Genomic DNA, 19231 nt, shown 5'->3' with positions numbered 1-19231 from the left:
CTGCCTCTGGGAGATCACCATGCCCGCAACCCTGGACGTCGAATCCACCCTCACCGAACGCTACCAGACCACTGTTCCTGAAACGGTAAGGCGTGCCCTCGGTCTGAAGAAACGTGACAAGATCCACTACAGCATCCGCGCCAACGGCGAAGTGGTGCTCTCGCGTGCCGAAGATGGGGATGAAGAAGACCCCGCGCTCGGGGCGTTCCTAACCTTTCTCGCCCACGACATCGCGTCGCATCCGGAGCGACTTGTCCCCTTATCGGACGACTTGCTTGCTTCCATGAAAAAGACCGCGCACGAGGCTGGAGATATTGACCTCGATTCACCGCTGTCCTCGGATGACGAATGACGGCTGAATCGAATGGCCCCGCTACGGTCAACGGCTGGACTATCTATCTGCATCCGCTCTTTCGTGCACAACTAGAAAGTCTTCGGCAGCAGGTTGAAGCATTGAAGCGCAAGGATCCGGACGGATACCATCGGCGCAATGCCACGAAGCGCTTGGCCGCTATTGCGCGATTGGCGTTCGAAGTTATCCCTCAAGATCCGACGCGAACGGAATATCGACAAGGCGGAACGCTAGGAGACCAGCACAAGCACTGGTTTCGAGCCAAGTTCTTCCAGCAGTACCGCCTGTTCTTTCGATACCATGCAGCCAGCAAGATCATCGTGTTCGCATGGGTCAATGATGAGGACACGAAGCGAGCTTATGAAAGCGACGATGATGCTTACCGTGTATTCAGAAAGCTGCTAGACAGAGGGAATCCGCCGGATGACTGGGACGCGCTTGTGCTTGCAGCAAAACTCAGACGATGATCGGCCTAAACCAAGAATGGCCGCTGTCTACCTGTTTGCGTCACTTAGTCAGCATCGGTGCTGGTCCACTGTCTTGCCGACACGAGACCTCCGCACGGGCAGCAGCACCGTGCGGCGACCGTAGCGTATGCACTACATGAGGCCTTGGTCAACTGATCCAGCGAAATTTCTTGCCGGTGGCTATGGCCTGCCGTGCGGCCATGTCAGAGAGAGGCGTCGTTCGAGCTCCTGGACATGAGTCAGGAACCAGATACTTATCCGATCAAGACCGGTCCTCCAGCAACAATCCGGAGCCGCACAAACCGCAAAAAAGACTTGCTTGTGGCCTCAAAAACCGTGAATGCGGGAATGTTGTCGGACGCCGCCGGATCAGCGGTTGGAAAAACATCCCATGAAGTCAACAGCTTGCAGACTTCGCTGGACGTCCGCAGATTTCCGTGGATCGATGCTGTGGAGCGGGTGAAGGGAATCGAACCCTCGTATGAAGCTTGGGAAGCTGCCGTTCTACCATTGAACTACACCCGCATGGATGCCGTATCGGCGCACTGACTCCGCCGACAGGAAGCGGGATTATACCTTGTCGAGCCCTTTGTGCGCGACCGCGCCACCGTCAGCTGCCAAGACGCAATCAGAGCGCTGTTAGGCAGCCCGCCTAAAAAGGCACAACACAAAACAAAAGGCGTAATAAGTAACAGACAGGGTATTTATACTACTAAGCATTACTATATGCATCCCCTTTATCCTCCCGACACATAACCATGATTCGCCGATTGCTAGCCATCGCGTTGCTGACTGGCCTCGCTGGTTGCGGTACCACCCTGAAGCCCATCAAACCCGATAGCACGACGGGTTTGTTTACCACCACGGTCGCGGTCAAGGCCGCCGATATCAAGGTAGCCGAGCGCTTCGATCCAGCTTATCAACGAATGATGCTGCTAAAAATCAATGCGGAGCGGCCGAATCCCGAATTCGTGACGTATTTCCAGACCTCCATCAAGGACACCGGCATCTTCGAAAAAGTGCTGACCAAGAGCGACCTGGAAACCATGGTCATCGAACATCAATGGCAGGACAAGGTCAGCAGTGTGTCGGACCTGCTCGGGCTGAATCTCCTAAGCAAGCAAATCGGCACGTTCCTGATAGTTGAAGCGGACGCGCGCTGGAAGGGCGGCTACAACTTCGAGGGCACTATCCAGGCCATCGATGCGAGCACCGGCAAGACCGTCTTTAAGTCGGAGCAGCAGGCCTTCAACTGGGACGGCCTGGATGTGCCCTTGTTCCGGCCGATGCTCAATGCCTTCGTCCTCTGGGCCAAAGGTAAGCTGCCTGACGCAACGGTAGCGGCACATGCGGCGGCACCGGAAAGCGTGCAACCATCAGCGCAGGCACCCGCGCAAACGGCCGTCCAGGCGCCGGCCCCGGCTTCCGCTAAGAACCGGCGTCCTTATGGCAGTCCGCAGCCGATAACCTATTGAGGCGCCTGAGGCCTGCCGCTCACGGCAGGTCTTCCACACGCGAGACACACTACTGCTTGGGCGGCGAAACCGTCGCCCAAGCAGGCCACCAAGGGGATACAAAGCTAGGCTAGCTTTGTTCGATTTCCTCAAACACGGAAAATCTACCACGCATCGCCATAAGAAACCGCCCTTTGGGAATTTCGACAGCTCAGCCTACCATGACGAGAATGAATTTTTCAGGACTGGGCGCAGAACTGGGCGGGTAATTTCCTACCCCGCATGGATGCCGTATCGGCGCACTACCTCCGCCGACAGGAAGCGGAGTTATACCTTGTCGAGCCCCGTCTGCGCGACCGCGGGACCGCCCCATCGCGCGGGCGGCGCCGCCAGGACGCCCCCGCGCATGCCGAACACCCGCCGGGCGGGCCGGCAGCCTCCGGCTGCATCACCCAACTGGGTGATGACGGACATGTCCGTGCCTGATTGAATCAGCCCCGATAGTCAGCCTGATTCAATCCGAAATCCACCCATTGAATTTGAAAGCAACGCCCTCGCACGTCGCAAGCGCGTCACTTTTGCAAGCGTCATTCCAGTAGCAAGTATGAAGATGCCCTCCCCTTCCATTCCCAGAGCACTGCTTCCGTTTTTCGTCATGCTCCTCGCCACGATAGCGGGCTGCGCCGACTTCAGCTCGGCCGGGCCGTGGGTCAGCAAAGGCGACGAGGAACTGCAAAATGGGCGCTGCGATAAAGCCATCGATTCCTACGTACATGCCGTCGAGCGGGCGGTGCCCAGTGAGGACCCGCCACGGGACGAGGATTCCGGGACGCTGCGCAGCACCCTGGGGAAAATCAAGCAGTTATCGTCCACCTGCATGGCGCGTGATGACTACCCCATCAATAGCGTCGGCGCCTTGATCAACACATTGACAGCCACAAGGCTCAACAGCCGTGTGTCCAAGGAAAAATACAAGGCCGAAGCGACGGATATGGCCTATTCGTTCCTGGTTTTCGCCGAGCGTAATCCCGCCGTCATGTTCGAGCACGAATACGGGGTATCCCACGTGCTTGGATGGGCGAATGAAACTTCGGACGCGGCGATGCAGCAGCGCGCCGCCAAGCTTTGGTTGGAGCGCTCGTCCTGGCAGCCCCGTTCCGCATCCATCGCCGCGGGCCTGCGAAACAGCAGCGTCAAGCTCGATGAGGGGACCATGCAGGCCATCGAGGCCCGTGTCGCCCTGACTACCGAACTGGCCAAACGCGCCGACGCCGCCACCGAGGGCCGGTGTCATGACGGCGGCCTGTGCAAGGGCGGCTACGGGGAGGGCGATCCCGAATTTATTGCTTTTTCACGGAACTACCGCGATTGGTACAGGGCCTATGCCGCCCTGCTCGCCAAGAACGGTTTCCCTGCCCCGATGATTGCCCTGGTCCAGTCCATGGCAGCCAAGCAAGACCAATTCTTGTCGGAAAAACTGGCCCGGCTTAACGCCCCTCCTCCCGCTCCCGCCAGCGACGACGGATACAACCCCATCCTCGGCGCAATAGGCGCGGCCATGCAGGTCGCGGGGACCGCGGGCCGTGGAAGCTCCGCCGCCTCGATGCAGAACCTGGGACGGCAAATCACCACCGCGTCGAGTAGCCAGGCAACGGCGGACGCCATGTCCATGCAGGCCACGCAGCAGGTGCTGGCTGGCGCCGCGACCAGGAATAATGCGAGCCAGCGGGGGGCTTATGCCGCCGCCCAACCCGCCGCAATGGCAAGCGCCGCGAAAACGTCCGCGCCAGTGCAAGGCTGTGTCGGGCAAGCCATCGTCACCAGGAACATGTATGCCGGCCCGGAAGTGGCCATCGTGAATCAATGCGCCTTCCCCATCCGCGTGTCCTGGTGTGTGGTGGGCGCGCATGACGGAACAAAGGCAGCCAGCAACCTCACCGCGGAATGCAGCCGGCAATACGCGGGCATGTATGAGCTGCAGCCCGGCGAAAAGCAGTCATTGCAGGTCGCCGGCTTCCAGACGCTGCACTCGATTTCCTGCAAGTCGCCTTACCAGGTCAGGCAACCCGTCTGGCGCGGCGATGACTTTGACGGCCAATGCCTCTACGGGCCATGACCACCCTCGCTGCGTAACGACGGAAGCGACGGAAGCGCCGGAAGCGCCGGAAGCCATGCGCCGGCATGGGACGGGCATGGACGTCGCCATGATCCTACGCCGCACCGGCCGCCGACACCGGAAACGTCCTCCTCGCCTCGGCGACCAAGGTCTCTATCTGCCGCAAGTGCAAGCTGTTGCGCGGCCACAGGAACCCGGTCTTCCGATAAATCGGGTCGACCGGGACTGGAATTTTCTCCAACCGGACGCCTTCCGGCCACGGCCCATGCCAATCGGGCACCAAGGAAACTCCCAGCCCCTGATCGACCAGCACCGCGATGGCATCGAGCGCATCCAGCTCGAACCGCTCGGTCGGCCGGTAGCGATGCGATCGCAGCCACATGTCGGCCAACCGCCCTCCCCACACCTTGCGGTCATAGCGGATGAAGGGCTGGCCGCGGACCAGTTCCCGGGGCGGCACACCCTTCAGCTTGGCGGAGGCCAGGAAAACGTAGGAATCGATGCGGATCGTGGCCCATGAAAAAGCCTTGCCCAGCGGAAAGGGAGGCTCCACCAGCAGGGCGGCGTCGATCTCGTCCGCCAGCAATTTCTCGTAGAGCGCGGCGGACCCGCCTGGCGTGACGTGCAGCTCCAGGCCCGGATGCCTGCGCGCCAGCTGCTTCAGGACTGGCGGCAGCAGTCCGGTAATCGCCGAGGACGTCGCGCCCAGCTTGAACTCGCCCTCGACTCGCCCGGCGCTGGCCACCGCCCTCAAGGCCTCCACGTCCCTGACGATGTCACGGGCACGTTCGACGACAGCGGTGCCCGCCACGGTGGGCTTGACCGTGCGACCGACGCGAGCCACCAGCCGCGTTCCCACCTGCTCTTCCAGCACGCCGATGCGTTGCGCGACCGCGGTGGCAGAAATCCCCAGCCTGCGGGCAGCCTCGGCCACCGAGCCGTGGTCGACGACCAGCAACAGGCTTTCGAGAAACTCCGTGTCCATGCCGCCTCCTGGCCAATCCCCGTAAATTGTTTGTTCTAAACCATCAATTATCGCGGTTTTTGTTATGCATTTTGGCGCTAGTATTTTTGTCGCGGGCCCTGGCGGGAACAGGGTCGGTTCGATGACGGACCGGCTCGCGTGCTTATATTGACTGAGAGAGAACCATGACGACCATCGAAGAAAAGTTCAAGAAACTCGGCACCGACAACGCACCTGGCCAGGAAGTCCGCCAGCGTGTCGATGGCCCGGCGGCCTCCACGGCTGGGGCGGTTATCCCCGGTACACCCGTCGACTTCTCCCACGGCGATGTCAACGAATCGGCCTTCGCGCCCACGCCGGGTTCCCTCGATGCGTTCGTGCACGGCTTCGAGCAGGGCGGCGCCCAGGCCTATACCGAATATCGCGGCCACGCCGAGATACGCGAACGCGTCGCCGGGCACCTGGCCGAGTTCACCGGCGCCGCCGTATCCGCCGACGACCAGCTCATCGTCACGCCCGGCACCCAGGGCGCGCTTTTCCTGGCGATCGGCGCCACCATCGTCCCCGGCGACAAGGTGGCGATCGTGACGCCCGATTATTTCGCCAACCGCAAACTGGTCGAGTTCATCGGCGCGCAGGTCGTCCCCATTCCGATGGATTACCTGGGATCGCGCGACAAGGCCGGCCTGGACCTCGGCCAGCTGGAAACCGCGTTCAAGCAGGGCGTGAAGACCTTCCTCTTCTCGAATCCCAACAATCCCGCCGGCGTCATCTACGCCAAACAGGAGATCGACGCGATCGCCGACCTGGCGAACCGCTACGGCGTGACCGTGATCGTCGACCAGCTCTATTCCAGACTGCTGTATCCCGGCCGCGAATACACCCACCTGCGGGCCACGCACATCGACCCCCGGCAGGTAGTAACCATCATGGGGCCGTCGAAGACGGAATCGTTAAGCGGTTTTCGCCTGGGCGTGGCCTTCGGCGCCGAGCACCTTATCGACCGGATGGAAAAGCTGCAGGCCATCGTATCCCTGCGCGCGCCGGGCTACTGCCAAGCCGTGCTGCGAACGTGGTTCGAGGAGCCCGAAGGGTGGATGACGGACCGGATCCGCAAGCACCAAGCCATTCGGGACGATTTGCTGAGCCTGCTCACGGATGCGCGCGGCATCGAAGTGCGCACGCCGGAGGCGGGCAGCTATATCTTCCCGCGCCTGCCCAAGATGCGGCTGGACCTGGCGCAATTCGTACGCACGCTGAGATTGCAGGCAGGCGTCACCGTCACGCCCGGGACGGAGTTCAGCAAGGACGCGACGGACAGCATCCGCCTGAATTTCTCCCAGAACCACGAAGCCGCGGTCGACGCCATCCGGCGGACGATACAGATCGTCGAACGCCATCGCATGGACTGACGGAGGGCAAACGCCATGGCACATTCCCAGGACAGGACGCCTCCGCCGCCCGCCGGCACATACCGGCCTTGGGCGCGGGCAGGCGGACTGGTATTCCTCGCAGGCCAGACGCCGCGCGACGAGGCCGGCGTACGGCACGGCGACGCGCCCTTCGACGTCCAGGCGCGCATGGCGCTGGACAACCTGGAGGCGGCGGCAAGGGCCGCCGGCCTTTCCTTGCGGTCGGCCGTCAAGGTACATGTATTCCTGAAAAACCCGTCGGATGCCAAGGCGTTCGACGCGATCTACCGGGAATACGTGGGCGACCCGCTGCCCGCCAGGACGTTGGTGCAGTCGGGCCTGCTGGGCTTCGACATCGAGGTGGACGCCATCCTGGACGCGGGCGATACCCCGCCGCCTGCCCGTCATGCCGAAGGATGAGCCGGCCGGGACGGAGGGGGATGCCGTCCCTCTCCGCCTGTAACCTCGTCTTCCACGGTCCCGCGTCCCGGCCGCGCCCTACTACAATGGCGGCCTATGAATACGCAACCTCCCTCTGCAGGCGCCGCGGACCAGCCGCCCGCCGACGACACGACTTCCAGCCAGGCGCCCGAGGCGCATGGCGAAGCGACGGCCGATCCGGCCCATCCGTCCCACATCCGTTCCTTCGTGCATCGCCGCGGCCACATCACCCAAGGCCAGCGCGACGCCCTGGAGCGCCTGCTGGAACAGTGGTCCATCGCCTATACCCCGCGCCTGCTGGACGTTACCGCCGCCTTCGCCGGCCGCGCCGCGCCCACGATCCTGGAAATCGGCTTCGGCATGGGCGAAACAACGGAGAAAATCGCGTTGTCCCGCCCCGGCGACAATTTCCTGGGGGTGGAGGTCTTCAACGCTGGCGTGGGGTCCCTGCTCAAGCGCATCGAGGCCTCCGCGGTGCCCAATATCCGCATCATCCAGCACGACGCCGTCGAAGTGGTGCGCGACATGATCGCTCCCGACTCCCTGGCCGGCGTCCATATCTATTTCCCCGACCCCTGGCCCAAGAAGCGCCACCACAAGCGCCGCCTGGTCCAGCCGCCGTTCATCAAGCTGCTGGCCAGCCGCCTGGCGCCCGGCGGCTACCTGCATTGCGCCACGGACTGGGAAAACTACGCCCAGCAAATGCTGGAAGTGCTTAGCGCGGAGCCTTTGCTCGCCAATACGGCGAAGGACTATGCGCCCCGCCCGGACTACCGTCCGCAAACCAAATTCGAGACGCGCGGCCTGCGCCTGGGGCACGGCGTCTGGGACCTGATTTTCAAGCGAGTCGCCTGAATGCTCTTCCCCGCGATCGAACCCTACGCCCACGGCTACCTGGAAACCGGCGACGGCCACCAGGTTTATTGGGAAAAATGCGGCAATCCGCGCGGCAAGCCGGCGGTTTTCCTGCACGGCGGCCCGGGCAGCGGCTGCTCGCCGGTGCACCGCCAACTGTTCGACCCCAGCCGCTATAACGTATTGCTGTTCGATCAACGCGGCTGCGGCCGTTCGCTCCCTCATGCCAGCCTGGAGAACAACACCACCTGGCACCTGGTCGAGGATATCGAACGCCTGCGCGAGGACGTGATGGGGGTCGACCAATGGCTGGTATTCGGCGGGTCCTGGGGCTCGACGCTGGCATTGGCCTATGGGCAAACGCATGCCTCGCACGTCTCGGCGATGATACTTCGCGGCATTTTCACGATCCGCAAGAGCGAGATCGACTGGTTCTACCAGGAAGGCGCGTCCCACCTGTTTCCAGACCTGTGGGAAGACTATCTTTCCGTCATCCCTCCCGAGGAGCGTGACGACCTGGTCGCCGCCTACCACCGCCGCCTGACCGGGCCGGACGAGGCCCAGCGCCTGCGCGCCGCCAAGGCCTGGAGCAAGTGGGAAGACAGCACCATCACCATGATGCCGAGCCCCCGCCACCAGCAGGGCCACGCGGCCGACCTGGCGGCGTTGGCCTTCGCGCGGATCGAGAACCACTACTTCACCCACGCCGGCTTCATGGAAGAAGGCCAGTTGATCCGCGACGCCCATAAGCTGGACGGCATCCCCGGCGTCATCGTGCAAGGGCGCTACGATGTATGCACACCCGCCCGCACGGCCTGGGATTTGCACCGCGCCTGGCCACGAGCGGATTTCCATATCGTGCCCGACGCCGGCCATGCCTTCGACGAACCCGGCATCCTGGCCTTGCTGGTGCAATCGCTGAATCGCTACGCCGCTTGAACCACGCAGCGGCCGGCCGCGCGGGGCGCCAGCCGCCCCTGCGCCCGTACCAACCCAATACCTTCCGCCGCACCATGAATATCCAACTCAACGGTCACCCACGCGACATCCCCGACGGCGCCACCGTTACGCAACTCATTGAACTGCTGGGTTACGCCGGCAAGCGCATCGCGGTGGAGCGAAATGGCGAAATTGTTCCGAAAAGTCAGCACGGGATTACATCTTTGAACGTAGATGACAAATTGGAGATCGTCGTCGCGGTAGGGGGCGGTTAGCCCGCCATATCCCGGGAATGGCGTAATTTCGCCATTGGATTGCAATGCAAAGCATACAAACCCTGCCTTCCATTTCGACTGTAGAGCAATTTATTGCGCATGAATGCTACGCACATCGTTACACATCATTGCGCCGGTTTTCGCCGAGACTACCGATAATCATTCTTACCGCCCGTCGGACTTCCGCAGCGTTTTCGATGGGCTAAGCCGGCACGGATCTTTCCCCTTCCGTGCTGGTGGAATGGGCCAGGCCTCCAAGCCTGGCCTTCTTTTTTGCGCGGCGCCCGCCGTAAAAGCAAAACGGCGTCCCGCAGGACGCCGTCTGCCGACAGGGCCATGGCGCCCCTAGCGCATCCCGCCCAGCTTTCCCAGGCCCTTCAAGCCGCCCATGGCCCGCATCATCTTGGCCATACCGCCCTTTTTCATCTGCTTCATCATCCCCTGCATCTGCTCGAACTGGGACAGCAGGCGATTGACTTCCTGCACAGGCACCCCGGCGCCCGTGGCGATGCGCCGCTTGCGCGAGGCCTTGATCAGTTCCGGCTTGGCGCGCTCCGCCGGCGTCATGGAGTTGAGTATGCCCTCCGTGCGGCGCAACTGCTTGTCGGCCTGGCCGTTCTGCAACTGCCCGGCGGCTTGCTGAAACTGGGCCGGCAGCTTTTCCAGCAGCGACCCCATATCGCCCAGCTTCTTCACCTGCCCCAGTTGTTCACGGAAGTCGTTGAGATCGAACTTGTTACCCGACTTCAGCTTGGACGCCAGCTTCTGCGCCTCGGCGATGTCGATATTCTTCTGCGCCTGCTCGACCAGGGAGACGATATCGCCCATGCCCAGCACGCGCTGCGCCATGCGATCGGGATAGAAGGCTTCCAGGCCGTCCAGCTTTTCGGAAACGCCGACGAACTTCAACGGCTTGCCGGTGACATGGCGCACCGACAGGGCCGCGCCGCCGCGCGCGTCGCCGTCCAGCTTGGTCAGCACCACGCCCGTCAGGGGCAGGGCGTCGGCGAAGGCCTTGGCGGTATTGACCGCGTCCTGGCCCTGCATGGCGTCGACGACGAAGAGGGTCTCGATCGGCTTGACCAGGTCATACAACGCGCGGATTTCGCGCATCATGGCCTCGTCGATGCCCAGGCGGCCGGCAGTATCCAGTATCAGGACGTCATAGTGGAAGCGGCGGGCATGGTCGACGGCGTTGCGTGCGATATCTTCCGGCTTCTGGCTGGGGTCGGACGGCAGGAAGTCCACGCCGACCTGGGCGGCGACGGTTTTCAGCTGGTCGATAGCGGCCGGACGGTAGACGTCGGCGCTGACCACCAGCACCTTCTTCTTGCCGGTTTTGCGGCCGTTCTGTACATGGTTGCCTTCGGACAGCCAGCGCGCCAGCTTGCCGGTGGTGGTCGTCTTGCCGGCGCCTTGCAGGCCCGCCATCAGGATGATGGCCGGTGGCTGGGTGGCCAGGGACAGTTCCCCTGCGTCCGGTCCCAGGTCGCCCCCCATGAGGGCGGTCAATTCCTTGTGGACCAGGCCGACCAGGGCCTGGCCGGGGCTCAGGCTGGTGGCGACTTCCTCACCCAGCGCCTTTTCCTTGACGCGGGCCACGAAGTCCCGGACCACCGGCAGCGACACGTCGGCTTCCAACAGGGCCATGCGAACTTCACGCAGCATTTCCTGTGTATTGGCCTCGGTCAGACGGGCTTCGCCGCGCAACGTCTTGACGACGCGCGACAGGCGCTGGGTAAGGTTATCGAGCATGAGATGCGTTTCCGCTTAAACTAGTCGGCTAACTCGTGGCCAGGAAGGCGCGGTTTCGCGCCGTGGAGCGCCAGTCGCGCCCGGGCCACATCCAAGATACGGGTTCTATGTCAACAGGCATTGTATTTCACGCGGCCGCTGCCGTCGCTTATGCGGTGCTGGCGGGGTCGCTATGGCGCCGGCTGGGCAAGACCCAGGACGTACAGAAGGCGGGCCGCGCCAACCGCCTGTGCCTGCTGGGCGCCCTGCTGCTGCAGGGCATCGGGCTCTACCAGGGCATCCTGGGCGGCGAAGCCCTGTTCGTGGGCTGGGCCCTGGCGCTGTCGGCCGCCGTCTGGCTGGGCATGGTGATCTTCTGGCTGGAGAGCCTGCTGGTGCGGATCGACGGCCTGCAATTGCTGCTGCTGCCCGCCGCCACCCTGACCACCGCGTTGGCCGCCCTGTTTCCCCAGGGCCAGGTCGTCCCGCACGCCAATAACGCCTGGCTGCGCACCCATCTGGTCATCGCCCTGGCCGCCTACGGCCTGATGACGGTAGCGGCGCTGCACGCAGGCCTGATGGCCTTGCTGGACCGACACCTGCACCGCCCGCCCAGTCCCGCCGGGCAGGCCGGCATCGTCGGTCGCGTGCTGGACGTCCAACCGCCGCTGCTGATGCAGGAATATCTGTTGTTCCGGCTGATTTCCGTGGGCTTCAGCGTCCTGACGCTGACGGTCTGCACGGGCGCCATCGCATCGTACGAGCTGACCGGCAAGCCCCTCCCCTTCGATCACAAGACGGTTTTCACGCTACTGTCCTGGTTGACATTCGGCGTACTGCTGCTGGGCCGGTACCTGAAGGGGTGGCGCGGACGGGTGGCACTGCGCTGGACGCTGGCCGGATTCGCCCTCCTTATTCTGGCCTACACCGGCAGCCGATTCGTGCTGGAAGTGATTTTGCATCGAGGTTGAAGTGGGTAAGCTGATCTTCTGGTTCGTCATCGGACTGGTTATCCTGACGGTCGCGCGCATCGCCGCGCGGGCCGGCGCACGCGGCGCGCAACAACAGGCGCGCGAACAGGCCCGGCAGCAGCAGGCTGGCCGAGGTCCGGGGGCCAATGGGGGCGCCAATGGGGGCGCCAATGGGGGCGCCAATGGGGGCACCCACGGCGGCGCCAGCCGGCCCGGTCGGCCGGCGGCGGTGCAACAGGCCGAGCAGATGGTGCGCTGCGCGCATTGCGGCATCCATCTGCCGCGGTCGGAAGCGGTGCTCAGCGCCGGGGAAACATATTGCGGGCAGGAACATGCCCGTCTGGGCGTGGCGCGACAGCGTTGATTCCTGTCTCGAAGGGATGACGGCAATAACAGAAAGCCCGCGGACTCCCCGGCTCCTCGCGCGGCTCAACCGCCACGCAAGTGATAACGGCAACAAAGGGAGATCGCATGTCTTTGCAATTGGACCGATACGGCTGGCTCAAACCCGGGCGCGGCGTCACGCTGACGCCCTCGCCGAATTTCAATGAGCGTCCGCCAGGGACGGAAGTCAGCCTGCTCGTCATCCACAACATCAGCCTGCCGCCGGGTGTGTTTGGCGGTCCTTATATCGAAGACCTGTTTTGCAACCGCCTGGATTACCAGGCCCACCCCTGGTTCGAGAACCTGCGGGGCTTGCGCGTGGCGGCGCACTTCCTTGTCCGTCGCGATGGCGCCGTCCAGCAGTTCGTCTCGGCCGACAAGCGCGCCTGGCACGCGGGCGTATCGCGCCTGGGCGACCGCGAGGGATGCAACGATTTTTCGCTGGGCGTCGAACTGGAAGGCACCGATGTGCTGCCCTACACCGACGAACAGTATGCGACGCTGGCGCGGCTGGCGTCCGCCCTGAAGGCACGCTACCCGCTGGTCCACGCCTGGGGCCATGAGCACATCGCGCCGGGCCGCAAGACCGACCCCGGCCCCGCCTTCGACTGGCCGCGATTCGGCGCGACGTGCGGCTTCCTGCGCCGGGCATTGCCGCCGGGCTGATGCTGTTGCTATGTGGCGTTTGGCCTATTCCGTCTGGTTGATGCGCTGTTCCAGCATGGCCAGACGGTCGATGACCTGATCGAAGGTCAGGGTATCACCGTAAAACATCCGCGCATCCAACATCGATTGATAATCTCGTCGCAATGCGCCCAGCAGCGCTGGTGGTGGAATAAGCCTCATGCCACCGGCCAGGCATCTCTCATAGTGACTGAAACCGCTGCGGAAAAAAGTCGTCTTGATGCTCAGGACATCCCGCCGCAGCCTCAGGTCGCCAACTGCTTGGCGTCCGACTTCGTGATTGGCCAATCTGGCCAGGTCATACCAGTGGCGTGACAATCGCTCCACCCCCGCCCTCAACTCCGGGCGATGGCATTCGACGTGTATCAACGTGACTTTTTCCCAAAAGGTACGGTGCGCGGAAAGTACTGCTACCTGAGCCGTGGGAAATACCAGACGAGGCACATGGGCTGCGACGTCCGGCACGATGGTCAACGTGTCGCGAGGCAATGCGGCGTTTCGACCTCCGAACTCGATCAGGATGCTGGGACGCACGTACCCGTCATTGTTTTCCACCGCGCTCGGGTAATAAAGCCAGAGCTTCTCTGCGTCCTCGCTGACCTTTACGCCGAGCTCGCAAACAGGCATCGCCCGTGCCAGAGACATCTGCAATGCAGGAACCAATTCTTGATTGACGTGGCGACTCAACGATGCCTTGAGCAAGTCCGACAGCTTCTTGCATTGATGACCTGACAGACCTTCCAGGTCCGGAGCATCGGAGACCAGACTACGATAGTCGATCGTAACGTCTATATCTTCGGAGAAACGTTCGATCGCCCGATATACCTTCGATAGCGATGTCCCGCCCTTGAAAGCCATCGGCTTACGACAAGGTAGCGAGAACAGACTACCCAGGACCTGACACAGCCAAATATCCTTCTCCAGGATTTCAGCACGGCGCCCGAGCACAGGAGCCAACCCGTGCAGCAAATCCGCCTGCTCACGCAAGGGTAGGTCAAAGTAACGGGTCCGTTGGGGAGGGCGAGATTTGGGTGCGCTCATAGCTGCTCAGGGCATGCACCATCCAGGCCGGCATTGAAGCCTTGACGGCGCGCAAAGCTTGAAACTCGCTTCGTGGCAGCTTTTCTGCAATCGTTCTAAAAGTATTTTCCGTAACCTGTTCACGCCCCAGATACCATAGAGCTGATAACGCCTGCCCCGCTGGCCGGCCGGCCAGGACCAACTTGCGCGAAGCTGCATGCTGCAACTTCAAGGTCATCTTGCCCAGGCGAATTTCTCGTGAAGGCCCCGTCGTGTAGAAGGCTGCCTGCGCCGGCATCTGCGTCGTCAATCCCAGGCGCCGCGCCGCTTCGGCGCCATGGATCTCAAGCGACTCCCCTTTGGCATCAGCGACTACCTGCGCCACCTTCTCCGCCGAGGGCGCCGCCTTGACTCCGAATCGGCCAGCGGCGGGGACGACGTAGAGGCCATGGCCAATACGTTCAATCGCTCCTGCCTTCGCGAGGCGCATCAACGTCTGATCGATGGCCGCGCGCGATCCCAACCCTGCAAACATCGCGGGCGTAAACGGCTCCCCGGGCGCATGGGCGGCAATACGCTCTCGAATGGCTTGAGATGCACTCATAGACCACCTAATCTGTTAGATTTTTAATGTTAAATTCTAACAGACTCAATCGCGATGTGCCTCGCTCACACTTGACAGGTCAGGGGCCTGGCTCCTGCGTCCCGGGAATAGAAAAGGCCAGGCTTTCCTGGAAAAGCCTGGCCCCGTTCAGCGCTCACTTCCGGATACCGCATCGTCCCGAAAGGAAACGCGATATCGGCCTGCACGCGAACCTCAAGTCACCATCAAGCCGCCTTCAGCAGCAGCGCGTTCAAGCGCTTGACGAAACCGGCCGGATCGGACAACTGGCCGCCTTCGGCCAGCATGGCCTGGTCCAGCAGCAGTTCGGCCCACTGGCTGAAGTCGCCGTCGCCCGCGTCGCGGATGCGTTGGACCAGGGCGTGCTCCGGATTGATCTCCAGCGTCGGCTTGACGTCCGGCGCCTGCTGGCCGGCGGCCTTGAGCATGCGCAGCAGGTTGGGGCTCAGGTCGTTCTGCCCGACCACCACGCAGGCCGGCGAATCGACCAGCCGCAAGGTCACGCGCACGTCGGCCACCTTGTCGCCCAGGGCGGTCTTCAGGCGCTCGACCAGCGGCTTGAATTCTTCCTGCACGTCGGCCTGGCGCTTCTTTTCTTCCTCGTCCGCCAGCGCGTCCAGGTCCAGGCCGCCCTTGGCGACCGACACCAGCGACTTGCCTTCGAACTCGCGCAGGTAGGACAGCATCCACTCGTCCACGCGCTCCCACAGCAGCAGCACCTCGATGCCCTTCTTGCGGAAGATTTCCAGGTGCGGACTGTTGCTGGCGGCGGCGTAGCTTTCGCCGGTGACGTAGTAGATCTTGTCCTGGCCTTCCTTCATGCGCGACACGTAGTCGGCCAGCGAGACGGATTGCGTGTCGTCGCCCGCGTTGGTGGACGCGAAGCGCAGCAGCTTGGCGATGCGCTCCAGGTTGGACGAGTCCTCGCCCGTGCCTTCCTTCAGCACCTGGCCGAATTCGTTCCAGAAGGTGACGTAGTCGTCCTTGCGGTTTTCCGCCATGTCCTCCAGCAGCGACAGGATGCGCTTGGCCGAGCCTTCGCGGATGGCGCGCACATCGCGGCTTTCCTGCAGGATTTCGCGCGAGACGTTCAACGGCAGGTCGGCCGAATCGATCACGCCGCGCACGAAGCGCAGGTAGGACGGCAGCAGCTGTTCCGCGTCGTCCATGATGAAGACGCGCTTCACGTACAGCTTCACGCCGCGGCGGCCATCGCGGTCCCACATGTCCATGGGGGCGTGCTTGGGGACGTACAGCAGCTGCGTGTACTCGCTGCGGCCTTCGACGCGGTTGTGCGTCCAGGCCAGGGGATCGTCGTAATCGTGGGCGACGTGCTTGTAGAACTCCTTGTACTGCTCGTCGGTGATATCGCCCTTGGCACGCGTCCAGAGCGCATTGGCCTGGTTGACGGTCTCCAGCTCTTCCTTCTTGACCTGCTCGTTCTTCTCGGCGTCCCATTCCTCCTTGGCCATGCGGATGGGCAGGGAAATGTGGTCGGAGTAGCGGCGCAGGATCTCGCGCAGCTTCCAGCCGCTGAGCAACTCGTCTTCGTCGGCGCGCAGGTGCAGGATGACGTCGGTGCCTCGCGTCGCCTTGTCGGCGGCGGCGATGGTGAATTCGCCCTGGCCGTCCGACTCCCAGCGCACCGCGTCTTCGGCGGGCGTGCCGGCGCGGCGGGTGATCACGGTCACCTTGTCGGCGACGATGAAGGAGGAATAGAAACCGACGCCGAACTGGCCGATCAACTGGGCGTCCTTTTGCTTGTCGCCGGTCAGCTTGGAGAAGAACTCCTTGGTGCCGGACCGGGCGATGGTGCCCAGGTTGGCGATGGCTTCGTCGCGGGTCAGGCCGATGCCGTTGTCGGAAATCGTGATCGTGCGCGCGGCCTTGTCGTAATCCACCCGGATGGCCAGTTCGCCGTCGCCTTCCAGCAGGGCGGCGTTGTCGATGGCTTCGAAGCGCAGCTTATCGCAGGCGTCCGACGCATTCGACACCAGCTCGCGCAGGAAGATTTCCTTGTTGCTGTAGAGCGAATGGATCATGAGGTGCAGCAACTGCTTCACCTCGGCCTGGAAGCCCAGGGTTTCGGAAGGGGTAGAGGACACGGTTTCGTTCATGGTGTCGAAATCTTCAAGGTCTGGGGATGGGAGGCGGTGCCGAAGGCTGCCGGATACGCTACCGGCTTCCGGCGGGTAGCGCCAGCAGCCGTAAGGATAGGGTTGGCGGCCGATATTTCAAGAGGGGCTATGATAACCAACCGCCGATGGCCGCCCCATAGCGCGATTGCGGCGCAATAATCAAAACTAAACCGACGTTTGGCAATGAAGACGGCAGGATGGCCCTGGGCGGGTACGACCTGCCCGGCCCGCGGCGGTGCAACTCCATTGGGAAAGTCACTTGAGCAGCACGAGCAGTAATGGGACCCGGGTCGACATCCGCCGCTACCGGCCGGCCGACAAGCAGGGGGTGCTGGACACCATCCTGTCCATCCAGCGCGAGGAGTTCGGGATCCCGATCACGGAGCGTGACCAGCCGGACCTGGCCACGATCGAGGCCTTCTACCAGACGGGCAAGGGCGATTTCTGGGTGGCGGTGAGCGGGGATGCGGATACGCCTGCCGCCGAGGGCAAGGTCATCGGCACCATCGCGCTGAAGGATATCGGCGACCATCAGGCTGCCTTGCGCAAGATGTTCGTCGCGGCGCCGTACCGGGGGCGCGATCTCGGCGTCGCCGCCCGTTTGCTGGCAACCTTGCTGGCGGCGGGGCGACAGCGGGGGTTGCGGCGGATCTACCTGGGGACCACGGCCAAGTTCCTGGCGGCGCACCGGTTCTACGAAAAGCACGGGTTCACGGAGGTAACGCCGGATGCCCTGCCGGCGAGTTTTCCGCGGATGGTGGTGGATACGAAGTTTTATGTGCTTGAGCTGGGGTAGGGAGCAGGGCGGCGGCTTAGGAGGGGGCCGCGGTTGAAGCCGGGTGCGACGCCGCCCGCCGTCGAGGGCGGAGTGAGGCCACCGGCGACGGCGAAGCGAGGTCCCCCACCGGCGACGGCGAAGCAAGGCACCCTTGGGCGACGGACGGTCGCGCCGGGCAAATTTCTCCGAAACCGCTATAATGCCGCTCTCTGCACCAACGCGTACCCCATCAGGGGCCACCGCGCACGATCCGCCCGGGTGGTGAAATTGGTAGACGCAGGGGACTCAAAATCCCCCGCCGCAAGGCGTGCCGGTTCGATTCCGGCCCCGGGCACCATCTCTAAATCTTGTGCTAATTCAAGCCGTTAGAAGATTTCGCAGTACAAGCCCCGCACCGGGGGATTTTCCTAAAATTGTGGTCAGGTACAGTTTCGGTACAGTGATGCGGCGCTAGCCTCATACCGGAGTACGTATGGCTACGATTGTTAAGACTTCCTCGGGCACTTGGAAAGCCCTCATTCGCAAGACCGGCTGGCCGGCCACGGCCAAGACGTTCCGCACCAAGCGGGACGCCGAAGACTGGGCGCGCCGTACCGAAGACGAAATGGTGCGCGGCGTATATATCCAGCGCGCACCCGCCGAGCGCATGACCGTCGAAGCGGCGCTGACCCGCTACCTCAAGGAAGTCACGCCCACCAAGCGGGCCTCGACCCAAGCCGGCGAACACAAGAAAGCTCAAGTCATCATCCGGTATCTTGGCAAGTACTCGCTGGCCGCTCTGAACGCCGAGATCGTGGCGCAGTTCCGTGACATGCGACTGGCCGGCGACCCGGACAAGCATGGCAAGCTACGACCCCGCAGCAACAACACGGTACGCTTGGAACTAGCGCTGCTGGGCCACCTGTTCACCGTCGCGATCAAGGAATGGGGCATCGGCCTGCCCTTCAATCCAGTGTCCAACATTCGCCGCCCTGCCCCCGGCTCGGGCCGCAACCGGCGATTGACTCCCGAAGAACAGACCCGCCTGCTGCAAGCCGTGGACAGGCACTCCAACCCGATGTTCGGCTGGATCGTCCGCATTGCCGTTCAGACCGGCATGCGACTGTCCGAGATTGCGACGCTGCGTATTCGGCAAGTAGACATCGAGCGGCGCGTCGTGCGGCTGGACCACACCAAGAACTCTTCTCCCCGCACCGTTCCTCTGACTGCCGAGGCAACGCGAGTGTTCACCGAGGCACTGGCCAACCCCTTGCGCCCAGCCGAAACCGAACTGGTGTTCTTCGGCGAACCCGGCCGGGATGGCATACGACGCCCCTACCTGTTCGACAAAGCATGGACCGATGCCAAGCGAGCAGCGGGCCTTGAAGACTTCCGCTTTCACGACCTGCGACACGAGGCTGTCAGCCGGTTCGTGGAAGCCGGCTTGAGCGATCAGGAGGTGTCGGCCATCAGCGGCCACAAGTCGATGCAGATGCTCAAGCGCTATACGCATCTGCGGGCCGAAGACCTGGTGCAGAAGCTGGACCGCCTCGCGCGTCGCGCGCCGTCCACTTCTAAACAACGGAGTGAGGCCGACTCCCAAACAGAGAACAACGCATAATCGCTCCATCGCGTTGCCATAATGA

The 19231-nt window shown here is 63.0% G+C and carries 19 protein-coding genes and 2 tRNA genes; 15 read left to right on the top strand and 6 right to left on the bottom strand.

Going from position 1 to position 19231, the window contains the following annotated elements; all coding sequences use genetic code 11:
• Nucleotides 1-19 precede the first annotated feature (19 nt).
• On the top strand, nucleotides 20-352 hold the full coding sequence (locus C7R54_RS13290) for a type II toxin-antitoxin system PrlF family antitoxin (protein ID WP_129150893.1): 333 nt from the start codon (nucleotides 20-22) through the stop codon (nucleotides 350-352).
• Nucleotides 349-819, top strand: coding sequence for a type II toxin-antitoxin system YhaV family toxin (locus tag C7R54_RS13285; protein ID WP_129150892.1), 471 nt, complete (start codon nucleotides 349-351; stop codon nucleotides 817-819). The genes C7R54_RS13290 and C7R54_RS13285 overlap by 4 nt, the downstream gene beginning before the upstream one ends.
• Nucleotides 820-1270: 451 nt before the next feature.
• Here the strand turns inward: C7R54_RS13285 and C7R54_RS13280 are convergent.
• Nucleotides 1271-1344 (bottom strand) — tRNA-Gly (locus C7R54_RS13280).
• A gap of 233 nt (nucleotides 1345-1577) precedes the next feature.
• On the opposite strand from C7R54_RS13280, the gene C7R54_RS13275 reads away from it, so the two are divergent.
• Together C7R54_RS13275 and C7R54_RS13270 are read left to right on the top strand one after the other, a co-directional pair.
• Nucleotides 1578-2294, top strand: coding sequence for a hypothetical protein (locus C7R54_RS13275; protein WP_192903650.1), 717 nt, complete (start codon nucleotides 1578-1580; stop codon nucleotides 2292-2294).
• A 583-nt stretch (nucleotides 2295-2877) separates the two neighbouring features.
• Nucleotides 2878-4389: a hypothetical protein gene (locus tag C7R54_RS13270; protein ID WP_129150891.1), complete on the top strand. Its 1512-nt coding sequence runs from the start codon at nucleotides 2878-2880 to the stop codon at nucleotides 4387-4389.
• Nucleotides 4390-4483: 94 nt separating this feature from the next.
• On the opposite strand, the gene C7R54_RS13265 is transcribed toward C7R54_RS13270, so the two are convergent.
• Nucleotides 4484-5374 carry a LysR family transcriptional regulator gene (locus C7R54_RS13265; RefSeq protein ID WP_129150890.1) on the bottom strand — a complete coding sequence of 297 codons (891 nt, stop codon included), beginning with the start codon at nucleotides 5372-5374 and terminating at the stop codon, nucleotides 4484-4486.
• A gap of 164 nt (nucleotides 5375-5538) precedes the next feature.
• Here C7R54_RS13265 and C7R54_RS13260 point away from each other — a divergent pair, with 164 nt between their 5' ends.
• The 5 genes from C7R54_RS13260 to thiS all read left to right on the top strand — a co-directional run bounded on the left by C7R54_RS13260 (nucleotide 5539) and on the right by thiS (nucleotide 9275).
• Nucleotides 5539-6765: a pyridoxal phosphate-dependent aminotransferase gene (locus C7R54_RS13260; RefSeq protein ID WP_129150889.1), complete on the top strand. Its 1227-nt coding sequence runs from the start codon at nucleotides 5539-5541 to the stop codon at nucleotides 6763-6765.
• Nucleotides 6766-6780: 15 nt separating this feature from the next.
• Nucleotides 6781-7185, top strand: a complete 405-nt coding sequence (locus C7R54_RS13255; protein ID WP_129150888.1) for a RidA family protein — start codon at nucleotides 6781-6783, stop codon at nucleotides 7183-7185.
• 96 nt (nucleotides 7186-7281) lie between these two features.
• Nucleotides 7282-8061 carry a tRNA (guanosine(46)-N7)-methyltransferase TrmB gene (gene trmB, locus C7R54_RS13250; protein ID WP_129150887.1) on the top strand — a complete coding sequence of 260 codons (780 nt, stop codon included), beginning with the start codon at nucleotides 7282-7284 and terminating at the stop codon, nucleotides 8059-8061.
• On the top strand, nucleotides 8062-9000 hold the full coding sequence (gene pip / locus C7R54_RS13245; RefSeq protein WP_129150886.1) for a prolyl aminopeptidase: 939 nt from the start codon (nucleotides 8062-8064) through the stop codon (nucleotides 8998-9000).
• A 74-nt stretch (nucleotides 9001-9074) separates the two neighbouring features.
• Nucleotides 9075-9275 carry a sulfur carrier protein ThiS gene (gene thiS, locus C7R54_RS13240; protein WP_129151066.1) on the top strand — a complete coding sequence of 67 codons (201 nt, stop codon included), beginning with the start codon at nucleotides 9075-9077 and terminating at the stop codon, nucleotides 9273-9275.
• A 345-nt stretch (nucleotides 9276-9620) separates the two neighbouring features.
• On the opposite strand, the gene ffh is transcribed toward thiS, so the two are convergent.
• On the bottom strand, nucleotides 9621-11030 hold the full coding sequence (ffh, locus tag C7R54_RS13235; protein WP_129150885.1) for a signal recognition particle protein: 1410 nt from the start codon (nucleotides 11028-11030) through the stop codon (nucleotides 9621-9623).
• Between the two features lie 107 nt (nucleotides 11031-11137).
• On the opposite strand from ffh, the gene C7R54_RS13230 reads away from it, so the two are divergent.
• The 3 genes from C7R54_RS13230 (at nucleotide 11138) to ampD (ending at nucleotide 13030) form a co-directional block, all read left to right on the top strand.
• Nucleotides 11138-11980 (top strand): cytochrome C assembly family protein, encoded by an 843-nt coding sequence (locus tag C7R54_RS13230; protein WP_129150884.1) that lies wholly within the window; start codon nucleotides 11138-11140, stop codon nucleotides 11978-11980.
• A gap of 1 nt (nucleotide 11981) precedes the next feature.
• On the top strand, nucleotides 11982-12344 hold the full coding sequence (locus tag C7R54_RS13225) for a PP0621 family protein (protein ID WP_129150883.1): 363 nt from the start codon (nucleotides 11982-11984) through the stop codon (nucleotides 12342-12344).
• Between the two features lie 107 nt (nucleotides 12345-12451).
• Nucleotides 12452-13030: a 1,6-anhydro-N-acetylmuramyl-L-alanine amidase AmpD gene (ampD, locus tag C7R54_RS13220; protein ID WP_129150882.1), complete on the top strand. Its 579-nt coding sequence runs from the start codon at nucleotides 12452-12454 to the stop codon at nucleotides 13028-13030.
• Nucleotides 13031-13054: 24 nt separating this feature from the next.
• Here ampD and C7R54_RS13215 read toward each other — a convergent pair whose 3' ends face one another.
• From C7R54_RS13215 to htpG, 3 genes are all read right to left on the bottom strand, one after another.
• Nucleotides 13055-14089: a nucleotidyl transferase AbiEii/AbiGii toxin family protein gene (locus C7R54_RS13215; RefSeq protein ID WP_129150881.1), complete on the bottom strand. Its 1035-nt coding sequence runs from the start codon at nucleotides 14087-14089 to the stop codon at nucleotides 13055-13057.
• Complete coding sequence (locus C7R54_RS13210; RefSeq protein ID WP_129150880.1) at nucleotides 14043-14672, bottom strand: DUF6088 family protein; 630 nt, start codon at nucleotides 14670-14672, stop codon at nucleotides 14043-14045. Before C7R54_RS13210 ends, C7R54_RS13215 begins: the two co-directional genes overlap by 47 nt.
• Before the next feature lie 224 nt (nucleotides 14673-14896).
• On the bottom strand, nucleotides 14897-16807 hold the full coding sequence (gene htpG / locus C7R54_RS13205; RefSeq protein ID WP_129150879.1) for a molecular chaperone HtpG: 1911 nt from the start codon (nucleotides 16805-16807) through the stop codon (nucleotides 14897-14899).
• 280 nt (nucleotides 16808-17087) lie between these two features.
• On the opposite strand from htpG, the gene C7R54_RS13200 reads away from it, so the two are divergent.
• The 3 genes from C7R54_RS13200 to C7R54_RS13190 all read left to right on the top strand — a co-directional run bounded on the left by C7R54_RS13200 (nucleotide 17088) and on the right by C7R54_RS13190 (nucleotide 19206).
• Nucleotides 17088-17624, top strand: coding sequence for a GNAT family N-acetyltransferase (locus C7R54_RS13200; RefSeq protein WP_129150878.1), 537 nt, complete (start codon nucleotides 17088-17090; stop codon nucleotides 17622-17624).
• A gap of 234 nt (nucleotides 17625-17858) precedes the next feature.
• Nucleotides 17859-17943 (top strand) — tRNA-Leu (locus C7R54_RS13195).
• 135 nt (nucleotides 17944-18078) lie between these two features.
• On the top strand, nucleotides 18079-19206 hold the full coding sequence (locus C7R54_RS13190; RefSeq protein ID WP_129150877.1) for a site-specific integrase: 1128 nt from the start codon (nucleotides 18079-18081) through the stop codon (nucleotides 19204-19206).
• Nucleotides 19207-19231: the final 25 nt, after the last annotated feature.

The organism is Achromobacter aloeverae (assembly GCF_004121055.1).
GTDB lineage: Bacteria > Pseudomonadota > Gammaproteobacteria > Burkholderiales > Burkholderiaceae_B > Bordetella_C > Bordetella_C aloeverae.
Note: the sequence above shows the minus strand (reverse complement) of the source record. Positions and strands in the feature narration are given on the sequence as shown.

Excerpts from the sequence above, each read along its gene's own strand:
- C7R54_RS13265 (WP_129150890.1), bottom strand. The coding sequence starts at position 5,374 with ATGGACACGGAGTTTCTCGAAAGCCTGTTGCTGGTCGTCGACCACGGC.
- ffh (WP_129150885.1), bottom strand. The coding sequence starts at position 11,030 with ATGCTCGATAACCTTACCCAGCGCCTGTCGCGCGTCGTCAAGACGTTG.
- C7R54_RS13285 (WP_129150892.1), top strand. The coding sequence starts at position 349 with ATGACGGCTGAATCGAATGGCCCCGCTACGGTCAACGGCTGGACTATC.
- ampD (WP_129150882.1), top strand. The coding sequence starts at position 12,452 with ATGTCTTTGCAATTGGACCGATACGGCTGGCTCAAACCCGGGCGCGGC.
- C7R54_RS13290 (WP_129150893.1), top strand. The coding sequence starts at position 20 with ATGCCCGCAACCCTGGACGTCGAATCCACCCTCACCGAACGCTACCAG.
- C7R54_RS13255 (WP_129150888.1), top strand. The coding sequence starts at position 6,781 with ATGGCACATTCCCAGGACAGGACGCCTCCGCCGCCCGCCGGCACATAC.
- C7R54_RS13215 (WP_129150881.1), bottom strand. The coding sequence starts at position 14,089 with ATGAGCGCACCCAAATCTCGCCCTCCCCAACGGACCCGTTACTTTGAC.
- C7R54_RS13260 (WP_129150889.1), top strand. The coding sequence starts at position 5,539 with ATGACGACCATCGAAGAAAAGTTCAAGAAACTCGGCACCGACAACGCA.
- trmB (WP_129150887.1), top strand. The coding sequence starts at position 7,282 with ATGAATACGCAACCTCCCTCTGCAGGCGCCGCGGACCAGCCGCCCGCC.
- C7R54_RS13190 (WP_129150877.1), top strand. The coding sequence starts at position 18,079 with ATGGCTACGATTGTTAAGACTTCCTCGGGCACTTGGAAAGCCCTCATT.
- pip (WP_129150886.1), top strand. The coding sequence starts at position 8,062 with ATGCTCTTCCCCGCGATCGAACCCTACGCCCACGGCTACCTGGAAACC.
- C7R54_RS13275 (WP_192903650.1), top strand. The coding sequence starts at position 1,578 with ATGATTCGCCGATTGCTAGCCATCGCGTTGCTGACTGGCCTCGCTGGT.
- C7R54_RS13230 (WP_129150884.1), top strand. The coding sequence starts at position 11,138 with ATGTCAACAGGCATTGTATTTCACGCGGCCGCTGCCGTCGCTTATGCG.
- htpG (WP_129150879.1), bottom strand. The coding sequence starts at position 16,807 with ATGAACGAAACCGTGTCCTCTACCCCTTCCGAAACCCTGGGCTTCCAG.
- C7R54_RS13270 (WP_129150891.1), top strand. The coding sequence starts at position 2,878 with ATGAAGATGCCCTCCCCTTCCATTCCCAGAGCACTGCTTCCGTTTTTC.
- thiS (WP_129151066.1), top strand. The coding sequence starts at position 9,075 with ATGAATATCCAACTCAACGGTCACCCACGCGACATCCCCGACGGCGCC.
- C7R54_RS13210 (WP_129150880.1), bottom strand. The coding sequence starts at position 14,672 with ATGAGTGCATCTCAAGCCATTCGAGAGCGTATTGCCGCCCATGCGCCC.